Annotated in this window: 16 protein-coding genes; 12 read left to right on the plus strand and 4 right to left on the minus strand. The window is 69.5% G+C overall.

Annotation, left to right across the window (positions count from 1 at the left end):
* A partial coding sequence (locus AC6EI8_RS16375) for an MFS transporter (RefSeq protein ID WP_498382385.1) occupies positions 1-1,008 on the minus strand: 1,008 nt, incomplete at its 3' end.
* A 5-nt stretch (positions 1,009-1,013) separates the two neighbouring features.
* Positions 1,014-1,457 carry a nucleoside deaminase gene (locus tag AC6EI8_RS16380; protein WP_149318553.1) on the minus strand — a complete coding sequence of 148 codons (444 nt, stop codon included), beginning with the start codon at positions 1,455-1,457 and terminating at the stop codon, positions 1,014-1,016.
* A gap of 289 nt (positions 1,458-1,746) precedes the next feature.
* Between AC6EI8_RS16380 and AC6EI8_RS16385 the strand changes: the two genes are divergently transcribed.
* Entirely contained in the window at positions 1,747-2,640 is an 894-nt protein-coding gene (locus tag AC6EI8_RS16385) for a LysR family transcriptional regulator (RefSeq protein WP_498382394.1), read from the plus strand.
* A 170-nt stretch (positions 2,641-2,810) separates the two neighbouring features.
* Here AC6EI8_RS16385 and AC6EI8_RS16390 read toward each other — a convergent pair whose 3' ends face one another.
* On the minus strand, positions 2,811-3,824 hold the full coding sequence (locus tag AC6EI8_RS16390) for an MBL fold metallo-hydrolase (protein ID WP_498382386.1): 1,014 nt from the start codon (positions 3,822-3,824) through the stop codon (positions 2,811-2,813).
* A gap of 105 nt (positions 3,825-3,929) precedes the next feature.
* Positions 3,930-4,448 carry a MarR family winged helix-turn-helix transcriptional regulator gene (locus tag AC6EI8_RS16395; RefSeq protein WP_498382387.1) on the minus strand — a complete coding sequence of 173 codons (519 nt, stop codon included), beginning with the start codon at positions 4,446-4,448 and terminating at the stop codon, positions 3,930-3,932.
* A gap of 369 nt (positions 4,449-4,817) precedes the next feature.
* Between AC6EI8_RS16395 and AC6EI8_RS16400 the strand changes: the two genes are divergently transcribed.
* The 11 genes from AC6EI8_RS16400 to AC6EI8_RS16450 all read left to right on the plus strand — a co-directional run.
* Entirely contained in the window at positions 4,818-6,101 is a 1,284-nt protein-coding gene (locus AC6EI8_RS16400; protein ID WP_498382388.1) for an amidohydrolase/deacetylase family metallohydrolase, read from the plus strand.
* Between the two features lie 10 nt (positions 6,102-6,111).
* Positions 6,112-8,589: a xanthine dehydrogenase family protein molybdopterin-binding subunit gene (locus AC6EI8_RS16405; protein ID WP_498382389.1), complete on the plus strand. Its 2,478-nt coding sequence runs from the start codon at positions 6,112-6,114 to the stop codon at positions 8,587-8,589.
* On the plus strand, positions 8,586-9,416 hold the full coding sequence (locus tag AC6EI8_RS16410; RefSeq protein WP_226106879.1) for an FAD binding domain-containing protein: 831 nt from the start codon (positions 8,586-8,588) through the stop codon (positions 9,414-9,416). The genes AC6EI8_RS16405 and AC6EI8_RS16410 overlap by 4 nt, the downstream gene beginning before the upstream one ends.
* The gene (locus AC6EI8_RS16415) at positions 9,413-9,910 is read left to right on the plus strand and encodes a (2Fe-2S)-binding protein (RefSeq protein WP_150084730.1); all 498 of its coding nucleotides are present in this window, start codon (positions 9,413-9,415) and stop codon (positions 9,908-9,910) included. The genes AC6EI8_RS16410 and AC6EI8_RS16415 overlap by 4 nt, the downstream gene beginning before the upstream one ends.
* Positions 9,911-9,973: 63 nt before the next feature.
* Entirely contained in the window at positions 9,974-10,678 is a 705-nt protein-coding gene (locus tag AC6EI8_RS16420; protein ID WP_265635199.1) for an SRPBCC family protein, read from the plus strand.
* A gap of 58 nt (positions 10,679-10,736) precedes the next feature.
* Positions 10,737-11,930: an amino acid ABC transporter substrate-binding protein gene (locus AC6EI8_RS16425; RefSeq protein WP_150084732.1), complete on the plus strand. Its 1,194-nt coding sequence runs from the start codon at positions 10,737-10,739 to the stop codon at positions 11,928-11,930.
* Between the two features lie 24 nt (positions 11,931-11,954).
* The gene (locus AC6EI8_RS16430; RefSeq protein WP_498382391.1) at positions 11,955-12,818 is read left to right on the plus strand and encodes a branched-chain amino acid ABC transporter permease; all 864 of its coding nucleotides are present in this window, start codon (positions 11,955-11,957) and stop codon (positions 12,816-12,818) included.
* Positions 12,815-13,816, plus strand: a complete 1,002-nt coding sequence (locus tag AC6EI8_RS16435; RefSeq protein ID WP_498382392.1) for a branched-chain amino acid ABC transporter permease — start codon at positions 12,815-12,817, stop codon at positions 13,814-13,816. Before AC6EI8_RS16430 ends, AC6EI8_RS16435 begins: the two co-directional genes overlap by 4 nt.
* Positions 13,816-14,610 carry an ABC transporter ATP-binding protein gene (locus tag AC6EI8_RS16440; RefSeq protein WP_226106873.1) on the plus strand — a complete coding sequence of 265 codons (795 nt, stop codon included), beginning with the start codon at positions 13,816-13,818 and terminating at the stop codon, positions 14,608-14,610. The genes AC6EI8_RS16435 and AC6EI8_RS16440 overlap by 1 nt, the downstream gene beginning before the upstream one ends.
* The gene (locus AC6EI8_RS16445; protein ID WP_226106872.1) at positions 14,607-15,395 is read left to right on the plus strand and encodes an ABC transporter ATP-binding protein; all 789 of its coding nucleotides are present in this window, start codon (positions 14,607-14,609) and stop codon (positions 15,393-15,395) included. The genes AC6EI8_RS16440 and AC6EI8_RS16445 overlap by 4 nt, the downstream gene beginning before the upstream one ends.
* A gap of 18 nt (positions 15,396-15,413) precedes the next feature.
* The coding region (locus AC6EI8_RS16450; RefSeq protein WP_498382393.1) for an oxamate carbamoyltransferase subunit AllG family protein at positions 15,414-15,870 on the plus strand (457 nt) is incomplete at its 3' end.

The following is a 15,870-nucleotide window of genomic DNA, read 5'->3' on the forward strand; positions in this document are numbered from 1 at the left end:
GGCCTGCGCCACCGACATCACCGCGATCAGGCCGCCCGAGGCCGGACCGCTCCAGCCGCGCTCCTGGTAATAGGCGGCGAGCCACGCGATCAAGGAGGCATAGCCGCCGTTCATCACGCCGAACGAGGCCATCAGCAGCCAGGTGCGTGGGCGCTTGAGCAGGCGCAGCACCGGAATCGCGGTGGGGCGGCTGGCTTTGGCACTGGCATCAACGGTGTGGGCGGCGTTCGCTTTGGCCCTGGCATCGGCGACGTGAGCGGCGTTGGCTTTGGCGCTGGCATCAACGGTGTCGGTGGCGTTCGCTTTGGCCCTGGCATCGGCGACGTCGGCAGCGTGGGCTTCGGCTCTGGCATCAACGACGTCGTTGGCGTTGGCTCTGGCATCGGCGATGTCGCCGGCAGGAATCGCTGGCTCGACCGCCGCATCGCGCGGCAGCGTCCGCCACGCCAGCAGCCATCCGGCCCATGCCGGCAGCGCCCACACCGCAAGCCCCGCATGCCAGCTGCCGCTCAGGCCGGCGATCCACGGCGTCAGCTGCGCGCCAAGCGCGCCGCCCGCCATCAGCGCGGCCGAATAGAGGCCCATCACCATCGCCATCCGCGTCGGAAACCGGCGTTTGACGATCGCGGGCAGCGCCGCCTGCGCGGCCGCCGTCCCGAGGCCGCACAGCGCGGCGGTGGCGATCAGCGCCGTGCCGCCGGGCCAGGCGAGCCGCAACAGCGAACCAATGCCGACCAGCGCCAGTGCGAGCAGCACCGCGCGCCGCTCGCCGAGCCATCGGCGCATCGCCGGCGCGAGGCAGGCGCCGACGCCGATCAGCACCATCGGCAGCAGCGTCAGCCACGCCATGCCGCGGTAATCCAGCCCGGTGCTGTTGCGGATGACCGGCGCCAGCGGGCCGATGCCAGTCAGGAAGGGACGCAGGTTCAGGCCGGCCAGCACGATCGCCGCCAGCGCCCAGCCCGGCGCGCCGAGGCCGCGCCGGCCGGTGGAGACTTCAACTGCCATGGAACTCAACGGCCATAGACCGCATCGGCGGTGACACCCACATCGAGGCGGATCAGCGGCAGCGGCGGCGGATCGAGCGTCAGCCGCAGCGCCTGGTAGGTGGCCTCGCTGGACAGGCCATAGGGCGCGGCGTCGTTGTTGTCGAACGCGTAGTAGACCTCCTGCACGCCGCTGATCACCAGCGCGGCCAGGCACATCGGGCAGGGATGGCCGCTGGCATAGACCGCGCAGCCGCGCAGGTCCGGGCTCTGCAGGCGCCGGCTGGCGGCGCGGATCGCCTCCATCTCGGCATGGCTGGTCGGATCGTGGCTGTGGACGATGCCGTTGACGCCGGTCGCGATCAGCTGGCCGTCGCGCGCCAGCACGGCGCCGAAGGGCCGGCCGCCGCGTGCGCGATTGGCCTGCGCCAGATGCACGGCTTCGCGCAACAGGGATTCGTGGTTGGACATGGGGATGCCTCCCGGAAAAAGAGCCTGCGGGTAGAGGACCAGACTGTACGCGCGCGCTTGGCAATTGGGAAATTAAATGATGGAATGCTCGGCAGTGAGGAATCAAATAGATGCGCAAAGGCCCGCGCAAGGGCCGGCGCCCCGGCGCCAAGACCCGCGCAATCGAGCTGGGCAAAGACGCGCGCAAAAGACCGCTCAAAGGCCCCCCAAAGGCCCCCCGAAAAACCGCCCGAACACCTGCGCGAATCCCTGCCCAAATGGCCGCCTCGAACGACACCCCTTGAACGACATCCTCGATCCCCAACTGCTGCGCAGCTTCGTCGCCGTGGCCGACAGCGGCAGCTTCACCCGCGCCGCCGAGCGCGTCCATCTGACCCAGTCCACCGTCAGCCAGCAATTGCGCCGGCTCGAGGAACAGTGCGGCTGCGCGCTGCTCGACCGCGGCGGGCGCTATGTCACGCCGACCCCGGAGGGCGAACGGCTGCTGGGCTATGCACGGCGGATCCTGCAACTGTCGGGCGAGGCCGTCGCGCAGATCCGCGACAGCGCGGTGCAGGGCGAGATCCGGCTCGGCGTGCCGGAAGACTTCGCGGCGCAGACGCTGACGCCGGTGCTGGCCGATTTCGCCGACGCCTGGCCCGGCGTGCGGCTCGAGGTCACCAGCGGCCTGAGCCACGAGCTATGGCAAGGCTTCCAGGAGGGGGATTTCGATCTGGCGCTGATCAAGCAGCGCGAGGGCAGCGCCGCCGGGTTGGCAAGCTGGCCCGAGCCGCTGTGCTGGATCGACAGCCGCCGGCGTCCCGCCTTCGGGCGCGAGCCGGTGCCGCTGGCCGTCTTTCCCGGCGGCGCCCTGTATCGCGGCGAGATGACGCATGCGCTGGAGGCGAGCGGCCGGCGCTGGCGCATCGGCTTCGTCAGCGCCAGTCTTGCCAGCCTGAGCTCGGCGGTGGCCGACGGCCTGGGCATCAGCCTGCTGCCGCGCCGCGTGGTCACGCGCGCGCATCGCGTGCTCGACGAGCCCGCGCTGATCGGCGCGGTGCCGCCGGTCGAGCTGAGCCTGCATGCCCGGCCGGAACCGTCGGCGCCGGCGCGCGACATGGCGGCGCGGCTGCAGGCCAGGTGCGATGCCGTGATGCGGCGCGACCAGCGGCGCGGCCAGTTGCGCGGCCAGTTGCGCGACTAGCACCCGCTCAAGCACCGCTTTAGTCCCGGCGAGCAGCCTGTTAGCACCGGATCAGCGACGAGTCAGCACCGAGTTGGCACCGAGTTAGCACTGAGTCAGCACGGTGCAGCGGCCGGTCGGCAGCGGGCAGCGCCGGGTCAGCGACGCGTTAGCGGCGGATCGGCGCGTGATCACCGGTCCGTGCGGATCGGCCCGAACTCCACCGGCACCCACGTATAGCCGTTGCCGTCGGCCCGCACGTGCCCGATGCCGGGGAAGGGCAGATGCATGCCGGCGACCCACAGCTTGTTGCGCGCGGCATCGTTGAACAGCCGCTTGCGCGTGCGCACCGCGGCGCGGCTGTCCACGTCGAATTCGATCGCCACGTCCGGCCGGCGGAACTGCACCGCATGGCTGTGCACGATGTCGCCCCACACCAGCAGGCTCTGCGCCTTGCCGTTCTTCTCGGAGCGCAACAGATAGCCGGTATGGCCCGGGGTATGGCCGTAGGCGGCCACCGCGGCGATGCCCGGCACGACCTCGTCGCCGGCCTTGAAGGTGCGGAAGCGCCCGCCCGCCTGATACGGGGCGACCGCATCCCGCGCCATCTTGAAGTAGGGCTGGGCCTCGGCCGGGGCCTTGTCGGCGACGTCCTGCGACAGCCAGTAGTCGGCGTCCATCTGCGAGGCATGGACCGTCGCGGTCGGGAACGCCGGCTTGCCGTCGACCGCCAGGCCGCAGGCGTGGTCGCCATGCAGATGGGTTAGCAGCACGGTGTCGATCTGCATCGGGTCGTAGCCGGCGGCGCGAACGTTGTCGACGATCTTGCCCAGCGCGGGGCCGAAGCAGGCGCCGGCGCCGGTGTCGATCAGCACCAGATTCTTGCCGGTGTGGATCAGAAACCCATTGACCGCGGTCTGCACGCCCGGCGTCGACTCCACGAACATGCGCGCCAGCAGGGATTGCACCTCGCGCGCGCTGGTGTTGCGCAGCAGCTTGGGGTCGACATCGATATAGCCGTCGTACAGTGCGGTGATCTCGAACTCGCCGAGCATCATCCGGTAATAGCCGGGCACCTGATTCTGCTGCTGCGCCGGCACGCCCTGCGCGTGGGCCGGCGTGCCGGCAAGCGCCGCGCACGACAGTGCGGCGGCCAGCGCGAGAGGAAGAACACGACGCGGAAGGGCAAAACGGGACGGGTTCATGCGGCGCTCCATGCGGAAGAACGTTGTTTGGCGCAATGACGGGAACAACAAGCCGGAAATCGGGCTGGCGCTAATGTATCACTCGTCACATTTCCCCGCAGGCCGTCACTCCACTGGCGGCAGCCGATACGGCACGCTGCCGTGCTCGTTGGTCGCCTCGACCAGGCGGATCAGATACAGCAGGAACCGTTCACGGTCGGCCGGCGGCAGATGGTCGACGGTGCGATCGTGCGCGCGCTGAACCGCCGCCTCCATCTTCCTGACCAGTGTCTTGCCCTTGCGGGTCAGCTTGACGAGCTTGACGCGCCGGTCGGTTTCGCTTTGCCGGCGCTGCAGCAGTCCGCGCGCCTCCAGCCGAGGAATGACTTCGGCCACCGTGGTGCGCTCCAGGCCTACCTCGAGGGCCACGGTGTTCTGGTCGAGTTCGCCGTGCTGCTCCAGTGCCGTCAACAGGCTGTACTGGACGGGCGTGATGCCGAACGCCTCGGTCTCCTCGAGGAACAGCGAGCAGTGGACCTGATGCAGGCGCCGGATCAGGAAGCCGGGGCGCCCCAGCAGCGTGGAGCGGTGCCGGGCGGCGTCGATCTCGGTCTGGATGGCGATGGGTCGTTTGGTCGTCGTCATGCGGTGCGGTGTTCGGAAACGGACGGCATTTCGCCGCCGGCGGTTGGCGCCAGGTCAGGGGGCAGCCGTTCCAGCGTGGCTTCGGTTGCCGCCATTATCGCCGAATAGGTGGTATGCCCCGTATTGCACAGCAACGGGGCAGGTTTGCTGCCCGCTGGGCTCGTATACGCCGATTCCCGGTGCGCCGGCACCAGCCTCGCGCATCCGGAATCGACCCGGATAAGTGGCATACCCCGTATTTCGTTGCGTCGACGCAAGACCGCAAAGCGTTGGCCGGCAAGGGTTTCCGGCAACGGAGGCCGGGCCTGCGGCATGCACTGGCAAAGTTCTTGCGTTTTGCAGGCAGCGTTTTCACCCCACGAGGCCAGCATGACTGCAAGCAAGCGCGACATCGTTCTTCGGCAAGGCCGCGTCATCGATCCGGACGCCGGCATCGACGCGGTGTGCGATGTATGGATCCGCAACGGCCGCATCGCCGCCGTCGGCGACGGCTCGGCGGCCTTGCCTGCCGACGCCGATGCGGCCGAAGTCGTCGACTGCCGCGGCAAGCTGGTGCTGCCCGGCCTGATCGACACGCACGCGCACGTGTACCAGTACGTGACCGGACGCTTCGGCCTGAACGCGGACATGTGCGGCGTGCATTCCGGGGTCACCACGCTGATCGACCAGGGCGGCGCGAGCTGCATGACGCTGCCCGGCTTTCGGCACTACGTTGCCGAGCCGGCAAGCAGCCGCGTCTACGCCTTCCTGTCGGCCTATCTGGTCGGCGGGCTCGAAGGCCATTACTACGCGGAGCTGTATCGGCCCGAATGCGTCGATGTCGATGCCACGGTGAAGGCCGCGCTGGCCAACGCCGACCTGGTGCGCGGCATCAAGGCCCATGCCGAGCTCGGCGGGTTTGCGCGGTGGGGCGTCGAGGTGATGCGTGCGTCCGCCGAGATTGGCCGTCAGACAGCGCTGCCGGTCTACGTCCACTTCGGCCAGTTGTGGCCGATGCCTGGCCACGCCGAGCACGATGTCGACCCCGACACGATCCTCGAGCAGGTGGTCGACATGCTCAAGCCTGGCGATGTGCTGGCGCACCCGTTCAGCCGCCATCCCGGCGGCTTCGTCAACCGCGACGGCACCGTGCACCCGCTGGCGCGCGAGGCGGCGGCGCGCGGCCTGAAGATCGACGTCGGTCACGGCTCGCACTTCAGCTACCGGATGGCGCGCACCGTGCTGGACGCCGGCATCGTGCCCGATACGCTGGGCGCCGACATGCACGGCTACAACACGCACGTGCCGGCGCCAGCGGGTACGCCGGCGGAACATCCGGACCAGGACCATATGTTCCTCGGCCGCGTCCGCTTCAGCCTGGTGTCGGCGATGACCAGCATGCTGGCGCTCGGTTTGCCACTGGACCATGTGGTGCGCATGGCCACCGTCAATGCGGCACGCATGGCCGGCCTGAAGGACGGCGCCGGCACGCTGCGGGTCGGTGCCGAGGCCAACGTCTCGGTGCTGGAAGACCTGCGTGGCCGCTGGGTCCTCGCCGACAACGAGGGGACCCAGGTGGTGGTCGAGCGGATGCTGGAACCGGTGTTCTGCCTGCGCGCCGGGCAGCGCTTCGATGCGGCCGCGTCCATCCTGCCGGTTGCGCAGGTCGCCTAGGGAGATCGCGATGACGACCCCGGCAGCGCACGGCGACCGCAGCAGGAACGGCGGTAACAACGGCGGCAACAACGGCGGCAAGACCGGCGGCATCGGCGCGCGGCTGCGCCGCAAGGAGGACGACCGTTTCCTGCGCGGCCGCGGCGACTATGTCGCCAACCTGCGCATGGTCGGCATGCGCGATGTCGCGTTCGCGCGCAGTCCGCTGGCGCATGCGCGCATCCGCGGCATCGAGAAGCCCGAAGGGCTGGCCGATGCGGTATTCACGCTGGCCGACCTCGACGGAGTGCGGCCCATCGTCGCCGACTCGGGGCTCGCCGGCTTCAAGTCGTCGGCGCAGCCGGTGCTCGCCGACGGCAAGGTGCGCCAGGTCGGCGAGATGATCGCGATGTGCGTGGCCCCGACCCGCGCGCTGGCCGAAGACATTGCGGCGCAGGTCTTCGTCGACTTCGAGGAGCTGCCGGCGGTGGTCGACATGCTGGCCGCACGCGAGGCCGGCGCGCCGCTCGTGCACGAGCACTGGGGCGACAACGTGTTTCTTTCGACGGCGGTCGGCACGGACGGCGACAACGAGGCCGCGTTGGCCGCGATCCGCGCGAGCGCGCCGATTCACGTCATCCGCACGCTGCGTACCGCGCGCCAGAGCATGGCGCCGATGGAGGGCCGTGGCGTGGTCGCCTGGTGGGACCGGCGCCTGGCCCAGCTGGTGGTGGTCACCGCGGCGCAAATGCCGCATATCAACCGCACGGGGTTGGCAGGCTGTCTGGGCCTGGACGAAGGGCAGGTTCGCGTGATCTCGCCGGACGTCGGCGGCGGCTTCGGCTACAAGGGAATCCTGCTGCCCGAAGAAGTCTGCGTCGCGTGGCTGGCGATGCGGCTGGAGCAGCCGGTGCGCTGGATCGAGGATCGGCGCGAGCAGCTGACGGCCAACGCGAACTGCCGCGAGCACGCCTATCGCATCGAGGCCTGGGCCGAGCGCGATGGCCGCCTGCTGGCGGTCGACTGCGAGGCCACGGTGGATTCGGGCTGCTATTCGTCGTACCCGTTCTCGGCCTGCCTGGAGGCCGCACAGGTCGGCAGCATCCTGCCGGGGCCCTACATGATGGAGCGCTATCGCTGCCGCACCTGGTCGGTGGCGACCAACAAGCCGCCGATCCTGCCATACCGCGGCGTGGCGCGCACCGGCGTCTGCTTCGCGATCGAGAGCGTGATGGACGCGGTCGCGGTCGAGGCGGGGCTGGAACCCCATCAGGTGCGGCTGCGCAATCTGGTGCCGCCCGAGCGCATGCCGTTCGACAACATCACCGGCAAGCACTTCGACAGCGGCGACTATCCCGAATGCGTGCGACGCGCCGTGGCGGCCATCGATCTGCCGGGCCTGCGGGCGCGCCAGCAGCGCGGCGAGCCCGACGGGCGCCGCATTGGCGTCGGGTTTGCGGTGTTCTGCGAGCAGGGCGCCCATGGCACCTCGGTCTATCACGGCTGGGGCATTCCGATGGTGCCTGGCCGCGAGCCGGCCGTGGTGCGGCTGACGCCGGACGGCGTGCTGGAGATCCGCGCCGGCGTGCATTCGCACGGGCAAGGTATGGAAACGACGCTGGCCCAGATCGCGCACGAGGTGCTCGGCGTCGACACCGATCAGGTGCGCGTGCTGCTTGGCGATACCGCGATCACGCCGTACTCCACCGGCACCTGGGGCTCGCGCTCGATCGTGATGGCGGGCGGAGCCGTGGGCCAGGCCTGCAAGCAGTTGCGAACACGGCTGCTGCACATCGGCGCCCATCTGCTGGGCCTGCCTGTGCCGGCGGCGCGCTGGGAGGACGGGGCGGTGGTGGGCGGCGGTGGCCGCGTGCCGCTGGCCGAGCTCGCCCACGTCTGGTACCGGCAGCCGCAGAAGTTGCCCGCCGATGTCGATCCTTCGGGGCTGGAGGTCATGACCACCTACCAGGCAACGCGCGATACCGGCACCTTCAGCTATGCGTGCCATGCGGTGGCGGTCGCCGTCGATACCGAACTCGGCAAGGTCGAACTGATCGACTACGCGATCGTCGAGGACGGCGGCGTGCTGATCAATCCGATGGTGGTCGACGGCCAGGTCTACGGCGGGGCGGCGCAGGGCATCGGCACCGCGCTGTACGAGGAGATGCGCTACAGCGAAGACGGCCAGCCGCTGGCATCGACGCTGGCCGACTACCTGCTGCCCGGCGCTACCGAAGTGCCTGCGATCCGCATCCACCATATGGAAACGCCAGCGCCCTACACCGAGTTCGGCCAGAAGGGCATCGGCGAGAGCGGTGCGATCGGCTCGCCCGCGGCGATCGTCAACGCCATCAATGACGCGTTGCGGCCGCTGGGCGCCGAACTGCGCGAGCTGCCGGCAAGCCCGCGGGCGATCCTCGCCGCGCTCGCCAATGCGCGTGCCAGGGATGTCCGCCACCCCGGCCACTTCAGCCCGATGCCGTCGTCGCCTGCGCAGGTGGCGGCATGAAGCCGGCGCCGTTCGACTATCGGCGGCCCGACACCGTCGAAGCGGCGCTCGCCGCGCTCGCCGGCAGCAATGGCGTTGCCAAGGCCGTCGCCGGTGGCCAGTCGCTTGGCCCGATGCTGAACCTGCGGCTGGCACAGCCGGCCGAGCTGATCGATCTGGGCGGCATCGCGGCACTGCGCGAATGCCTCGACGCGGGCACGTCGGTGCAACTGGGCGCCGGCATCACCCATGCGCAGATCGAGGACGGGCGCATTCCCGATCCGAGCCGCGGCCTGATGTCCTTCGTCGCGCGCGGCATCGCTTATCGGGCCGTGCGCAACCGCGGCACACTGGGCGGCAGCCTGGCCCATGCCGACCCGGCGGCCGACTGGATCAACGTGATGGCGCTGCTCGACGCCACCTGCATCGTGATGGGCCCGCGCGGCCAGCGCGAGATCGCGCAGCGCGACTGGATGGTCGGCGCATTCACCACGGCGCTGGCGGATGACGAAGTGCTGCTCGGGGTCCGCATCGCGCGCTTGAGCCCCGGCGCGCGCTGGAGCTACTACAAGGTCAACCGCAAGCCGGGCGAATTCGCCGAGGCGATCTGCGCCTTCGTCGACGACGGCGCACAGGGTAGGCGTCGCGCGGTGATCGGCGCCATCGACGGCGCGCCGTTCGTGATCGCCGACGCCGGCGCGCTGATCGAGCGCTGGGACGAAGCGCTGGCGCACCGCCACCTGTGCGAGGCCGGGCTCGAGCCCGGCACGCTTGAATACCAACTGCACGCGGTGGCGTTGCGGCGCGCCGCCGCGGCGCTGGCTGTCTTTACCGGAGAAGGCGCATGACACTCCCCATGCCTGTCGAACTGTGTGTCAACGGCGAGCGTGTCAGCGCCGCCATCGAGCCCCGCACGCACCTGGCCGACTTCCTGCGCGAACACCTGAACCTGACAGGCACCAATCTCGGCTGCGAGCAGGGCGTCTGCGGCGCCTGCACGTTGCAGGTCGACGGCGTGCCGACGCGTTCGTGCACCGTGCTGGCGGTCAGCTGCACCGGCGCCGAGGTACGCACCATCGAGGACTTCGATGCCGACCCCGTGATGGCGCAACTGCGCGAAGCCTTCAGCGCCGAACACGCGCTGCAATGCGGATATTGCACGCCGGGCATGCTGGCCACTGCGCGTGACATCGTGCTGCGGCTGCCGGATGCCGACGATGCGCGCGTCCGTCACGAGCTTGCCGGCAACCTGTGCCGCTGCACCGGCTATGTCGGCCTGGTGCGGGCGATACGCAGCGTGCTCGATGCCCGCAAGACCGCCGGCGCGGTCAATCGGACCTGACCAGAACCCGCGCGAACCGACACGACACGCTACCGAGGCGACCCACAGGAGGCTGAGCCCCGCATGGAACTCCAACAAACGATCTTGCTGCCGTTCGCGCGCGACGCGGTATGGCGCTGCTTCCGCGATACCGAGGGCGTGATCGCCTGCCTGCCCGGGGCGTCGCTGTCGGCGCCGCCACGAGACGGCCGGTTGCCCCTGACGATGACCGTCAAGCTCGGGCCCATCGTCGCGGTCTTCGCCGGCGACGGCGAGATGCGCCTGGACGATGCCGATTACCGTGGCGCGGTGACAGGCACCGGCGCGGACCGCAAGAGCGGCTCGCGCGTCAAGGGCGAGGCCGCGTTCTCGCTGCATGACCTCGCGGACGCGACCGGCGGGCCCGCCACGCGCGTCGACATCGCGGTGGACTATGCGATCGCCGGCAGCCTGGCGCAGTTCTCGAGAGGCGGCATCGTGCGCGAGCTGGCCGCCCGGCTGACCGAGGCCTTTGCCGCCAACCTGCGCCGCAAGCTCGAAGCCGAGGCCGGACCGGCCGTTACCGTTGCGGCGGCTCCCACGGTAGCCGCCTTCGCCGCGGCCGAGCCGCCTGCCTTTGTCGAGACGGCGCCTGCGCCGTCGAGGCAGGCCCCAGCCAGTGGGCCAGCCAGTGCGCCAGCCAGTGCGCCAGCCAACGCGCCTGCCAACGCGCCGCTCGACCTCAATGCCCTGTTCTGGCCCGCGCTGTGGGCCCGCCTGCGGCAGTGGCTGTCGTTCGGCCGCCGCTGAGTTTGCCGTCCCTTTCCCTGATTCGCTCCGCAAGACCTGTCCCGTGACGAGGTATTCCATGACTCCCAAGCTGATCCGTACCGCGCTGCTGTCCGCGCTCCTGATGGGCGCCACCGCGCTGGCCCAGGCCCAGTCCACCATCCGTATCGGCGCGCCGCTAGCGTTGACCGGAGGCCTGGCCGACGAAGGCAAGAAGCAGCAGGTCGCCTATGACATGTGGCTCAAGCGGGTCAACGCGGCCGGCGGCATCAATGTCGGCGGCACCCGGCGCAAGGTGGAGCTGATCACCTACGATTACCAGTCGGACGAGAAGCGCGCGCAGCAGATGGCCGAGAAGCTGATCACGCAGGACAAGGTCGAATTCCTGACCGCGCCCTTCGGCTCCGGACATACCAAGGTTGTCGCGGGCGTGGCCGAGCGCTATGGCATTCCCGTCATGGCGTCGGCCGCGTCGTCGGAGTCGGTGTTCGATCAGGGCTACAAATACCTGTTCGGCACGCTGGCACCGAACGGCGGCCTGGTCGATTCGATGATCCGCACCTTCACCGCACAGATGCCCACGGTCAAGAAGATCGCCATCCTGGGCCGCGAGGACGTGTTTCCGCGCTCGATGGCCGCGACCATGAAGGCACATGCGGAGAAGGCCGGGCTCAAGGTCGTCCACAACGAATATTTCCCGGTGGGAGCGCTCGACCATTCCGCGTCGCTGTCGCGCATCAAGGCATCGGGCGCCGAGTGGATCTATATCACCGGCTACACCAAGGACCTGATCCTGGTGCGCAAGCAGATGGCCGATCTGGGCACGACCGCGCCGATCATCACGATGATCACCGGTCCGGCCTACCGCGAGTTCATCGATGCGCTGGGCCCGCTCGCCAACAACGTCAGCAGCGCGACCTGGTGGCATCCGTCGTCGCAATACAAGGCGGACGATGTGTTCGGTTCGACCAAGGCGTTCTACGACGAGTTCGTCGCCCGCGAGAAGCACGACCCCGACTATGTGCACGCCTCCGCGGCGGCGGCGCTGATCGCGCTGCAGAAGGCCATCGAGAAGGCGGGCAGCACGCAGGGCGCCAAGGTGCGCGACGCGCTGGCCTCGCTCGATGCGATGACGTTCTACGGCCCGGTCAAGTTCGGCCCCAATGGCATGAATGCCGGGCGCGACCTGCCGATCATCCAGGTCCAGTCGGGCAAGGTGGCCGTGCTGTATCCGCAAGCCGTCAAGCAGGCCGACCTCGTCGCCGTGCGCTGACACGGACCGCCGGAAGCCACCGCCATGAGTCTCTACGCACAAATCGTCGTCAACGGCCTGATGCTGGGCGCGCTGTACGCCTGCATCGCCGTCGGCTTTTCGCTGGTCTGGGGCGTGCTGAACGTGATCAACATGCTGCACGGGTCGTTCATCGTGCTGGGGGGCTATCTGGCCTACTTCGCGTGGCTGCACTGGCAGGTCAGTCCCTTCGTGATGCTGCTGGCGGTATCGGTGGGGTTGTTCCTGCTCGGCTTCCTGCTGCAGTACGGGCTGGTCAACCGGGTCGTGTCGCAGCCGGTGCTGACCACGCTGACGCTGACCTTCGGCCTGGACATGATCCTCTACAACCTGATGAACGTGTGGTTCGACGCGACGCCGCGCCGGATTTCGCTGGACCTGGGGCGGCTGGACCTGAACGGCGTGATCGTGCCGAACGACCGGCTGCTGGCGATGCTGCTGGCGCTGGCGATGACCGGCGTGCTCTATCTGGTGCTGCGCAGCTCGCGCATCGGCCGCGCGATCGTCGCGGTGCGGATGGACCGTGATGCCGCCACGCTGATGGGCATTCGCGTGGGCCGCGTCTACGCGATCACGTTCGGCATCGGCGCGCTGATGGCCGGCGCCTGCGGCGTGCTGATGTCGGTGGTGTTCCCGATCACCACCAATATCACCGGGCTGCTGCTCGGCAAGGCCTTCGTGATCTGCGTGATCGGCGGGCTCGGCACGGTGCCGGGCGCGCTGGTCGGCGGCCTCGCACTGGGGCTGATCGAGAGTGTGGCGGGCAACTTCCTGGGGGCGCAGAGCGCGATCCTGGTCGGCTCGCTGCTGATGCTGGTGCTGTTGATGACGCGGCCCACCGGGCTGATCGGCAAGCGAGGGTACCAATGAACGCCAACCGTTTCCGCTTCCCCGCGCGCGGCGCGCATCTGCTGTTCGCCGGCGGCGTGCTGTTGCTGGCCGCGATGCCGTTCCTGGCCGACAACTACTTCGTGCGGCTCGCCACGTTCGTCTGCATGTACGGCGCGCTGGCGCTGTCGTGGAACTTCATCGGCGGCTATGCCGGCTATCCGTCGTTCTCCACCGCGGCCTTTGTCGGCCTGGGCAGCTATGTCGGCGGCCTGCTGCAGAACGCGGGCGTGCCGATGGTGCTCGCCTGGCTGGGCGCGACCGTGTTCGTCAGCCTGTTCGCCGCGCTGCTTGGCGGCGCAATCCTGCGGATGAAGGGCCATTACTTCGCGATCGGGTCGATCACGCTGGTCGAGGTGCTGCGCATGGTCGCCTCGCTGTGGGTCGATGTGACCGGCGGCGGGGACGGGCTCAATATCCGCATCCTCGACGGCGGCCCGGACTTCGCCGGCCGTGTCTTCCTGTACGCGATGCTGGCGGTGATGCTGTGCGCGTGGGCCACCACGCTGGCGGTCGAGCGCTCGCGGCTCGGCTTCGGCCTGCGCTGCATCAGCCAGAACGAGGAGGCCGCCGATATGGTTGGCATCGACACCAACCGCTACAAGACCGCGGCCTACACGCTGTCGGCCGTCTATTGCGGCACCGTCGGCGCCATCTACGCGTCGTGGGTCTCGTATATCGCGCCGACCGACGCGTTCGGCATCCTGCTGACGCTGAAGGTGCCCGTGATGGCGATGCTGGGAGGACTTGGCACAGTGTACGGGCCGCTGGTCGGCGCCACCGCCTTCGTGCTGATGGAGGAAACCATCTGGGCGCGCTTTCTCGACTACCACCAGGCGATCCTCGGCGTGGTGATCGTGCTGCTGATCTTCTTCCTGCCGGGCGGCCTGCTGAAGATCGACTATCGGCGCGGGCTGGCACACATCCGATCGGCCGCCTGGGCGCGCGCCGGCCGCGCCACCGCGACGGAGGTGCGCTGATGGGCAGGCTGCTGGAGGTCCAGGCACTGGACAAGCATTTCGGCGGGTTGCATGCGACCCGCGAGGTCAGCTTCGCGCTGGAGGAAGGCGAGATCGTCGGACTGATCGGACCGAACGGCGCGGGCAAGACCACGCTGGTCAATCTGATCACCGGCGTGGTGCGCGCCGACGGCGGCTCGGTGGTGTTCCGCGGCCGGGACGTGACCGCGCAGCGGCCGTGGCAGGCGGCCCGCAGCGGCCTGGCGCGGACCTTCCAGATCGTGCAGCCGTTTCCGCAGATGACGGTCCTCGAGAACGTCTGCGCCGGCGCGCTGTTCGCGGGCCACGCGGCGAGCCTGGCGCAGGCCGAGCGCGACGCAATGGACCATCTCGAGTTCGTCGGCCTCGCGCATGAGGCGCGGCGCCCGGCCACCGCGCTGACGCTGCCGTCGCGCAAGCGGCTGGAACTGGCCAAAAGCCTGGCGATGCGGCCGCGCCTGCTGCTGCTCGACGAGGTCAATGCGGGGCTGAACACCGCCGAGATCGACCAGGCGCTGGCGCTGATGCGCGCGATCGCGGCGCGCGGCGTGACCATCCTGCTGATCGAACATCTGATGAAGGTCGTGATGTCCCTGAGCCAGCGGATCCTGGTGCTGCATCAGGGCGAGCTGATCGCGCAGGGCGAGCCGCAGGCCGTCATCCGCGACGCGCGCGTGGTGGAGGCCTATCTGGGCAGCAAGTTTGCCGCGCGCCAGGCGGCGCATGGCGTAGCCGCGACGCCGGCGGCGGACACCACCACGGAGGTCCACCGATGAACGTCCAAACCAGCGCCGCCATGGGCGCTCGCACCAGTGCCGCGCCCGCCGGCGCCGCCGCGCCCCTCAACACGCCGCTGCTGGAGATTGCCGGGCTGCACGCCGGCTACGGCGACGTGCAGGTGCTGTGGGGCATCGACCTGCAGGTGCCGGCAGGCGAGATCACCTGCATCGTCGGCTCCAACGGCGCCGGCAAGTCCACGCTGCTGCGGACGATCTCCGGCATGGTCAAGCCCTCGGGCGGGCGACTCGCGTTTGCCGGCAAGGACATGACCGGCGCCAGTCCCGACGCGATGCTGCGCGCCGGCGTCGCGCATGTGCCCGAAGGGCGGCGGCTGTTCCGCGGCCTGTCGATACGCGACAACCTGCTGCTTGGCGCGTATCTGCGCAGCGACAGCCGCGCCGACATCGAGGCAGACCTCGACTTCGTCTTCACCATGTTTCCGATCCTGAAGACGCGCCAGAAGCAGGATGCCACCACGCTCTCCGGCGGCGAGCAGCAGATGTGCGCGATCGGCCGGGGCATCATGTCGCGCCCGCAGCTGCTGATGATCGACGAGCTGTCGCTGGGGCTGGCCCCGCGTGCGGTCGAGAACCTGGGCGAGGCGCTGCTGCAGATCAACCGCGCGGGGCTGACCATCCTGCTGGTCGAGCAGGATGTGCTGACGGCGTTCGAGCTGGCCCGCCATGCAAACGTGGTCGAGACCGGACGCATCTCGCTTGCAGGCGACACGCGCGTGCTGGCCGACGATCCCCGTGTGCGCCAGGCCTATATGGGGATGTGAGGCGGCATGAGAATGGCAATGGACGCGATCGATGCCAATCAAGCGGACCGCCGCGCCGCCAATGCGCGCGTGCTGGCGCGGCTCGTCTCGGTGCAACCCGCGTGGACGGCCGTAAGACCCGCGCGCGAGGCGCTCGGTCTGGAGCACCACACCCTGCTGCACGCCGGCCCGCCGCTGACGGACCCGTGCCGGCCGCCGGCACCGCTGCTCGCTTCGGCCGTGCTGTGCTGCCTGCACGAGGGCTGGGCGAGCGATGCGATGGCGGCCGAGCGCGCGATTGCATCCGGGCGCATTGCGTTGCGGCCGGCGCAGGACTTCGGCGCCGTCACGCCGCTGGCCGCGTTGATTTCGCCTTCCTCGGCGCTGGTGGAGGTCGCCGACGTCGCGGCTCCAGCCGCGTACTGCCCGCGTGCCCGGGCGTGGTCGCTGCTGGGCAGCGGCGCGGGGCCGCAGTTGCGCTTCGGCAGCCGGGATC

Source organism: Cupriavidus sp. R6-3 (assembly GCF_059772245.1).

Bases quoted from the DNA above. Each gene is read 5' to 3' on its own strand.
- AC6EI8_RS16420 (WP_265635199.1), top strand. From the start codon at position 9,974: ATGGAACTCCAACAAACGATCTTGCTGCCGTTCGCGCGCGACGCGGTA.
- AC6EI8_RS16395 (WP_498382387.1), bottom strand. From the start codon at position 4,448: ATGACGACGACCAAACGACCCATCGCCATCCAGACCGAGATCGACGCC.
- AC6EI8_RS16415 (WP_150084730.1), top strand. From the start codon at position 9,413: ATGACACTCCCCATGCCTGTCGAACTGTGTGTCAACGGCGAGCGTGTC.
- AC6EI8_RS16425 (WP_150084732.1), top strand. From the start codon at position 10,737: ATGACTCCCAAGCTGATCCGTACCGCGCTGCTGTCCGCGCTCCTGATG.
- AC6EI8_RS16430 (WP_498382391.1), top strand. From the start codon at position 11,955: ATGAGTCTCTACGCACAAATCGTCGTCAACGGCCTGATGCTGGGCGCG.
- AC6EI8_RS16390 (WP_498382386.1), bottom strand. From the start codon at position 3,824: ATGAACCCGTCCCGTTTTGCCCTTCCGCGTCGTGTTCTTCCTCTCGCG.
- AC6EI8_RS16440 (WP_226106873.1), top strand. From the start codon at position 13,816: ATGGGCAGGCTGCTGGAGGTCCAGGCACTGGACAAGCATTTCGGCGGG.
- AC6EI8_RS16400 (WP_498382388.1), top strand. From the start codon at position 4,818: ATGACTGCAAGCAAGCGCGACATCGTTCTTCGGCAAGGCCGCGTCATC.
- AC6EI8_RS16405 (WP_498382389.1), top strand. From the start codon at position 6,112: ATGACGACCCCGGCAGCGCACGGCGACCGCAGCAGGAACGGCGGTAAC.
- AC6EI8_RS16435 (WP_498382392.1), top strand. From the start codon at position 12,815: ATGAACGCCAACCGTTTCCGCTTCCCCGCGCGCGGCGCGCATCTGCTG.
- AC6EI8_RS16445 (WP_226106872.1), top strand. From the start codon at position 14,607: ATGAACGTCCAAACCAGCGCCGCCATGGGCGCTCGCACCAGTGCCGCG.
- AC6EI8_RS16380 (WP_149318553.1), bottom strand. From the start codon at position 1,457: ATGTCCAACCACGAATCCCTGTTGCGCGAAGCCGTGCATCTGGCGCAG.
- AC6EI8_RS16410 (WP_226106879.1), top strand. From the start codon at position 8,586: ATGAAGCCGGCGCCGTTCGACTATCGGCGGCCCGACACCGTCGAAGCG.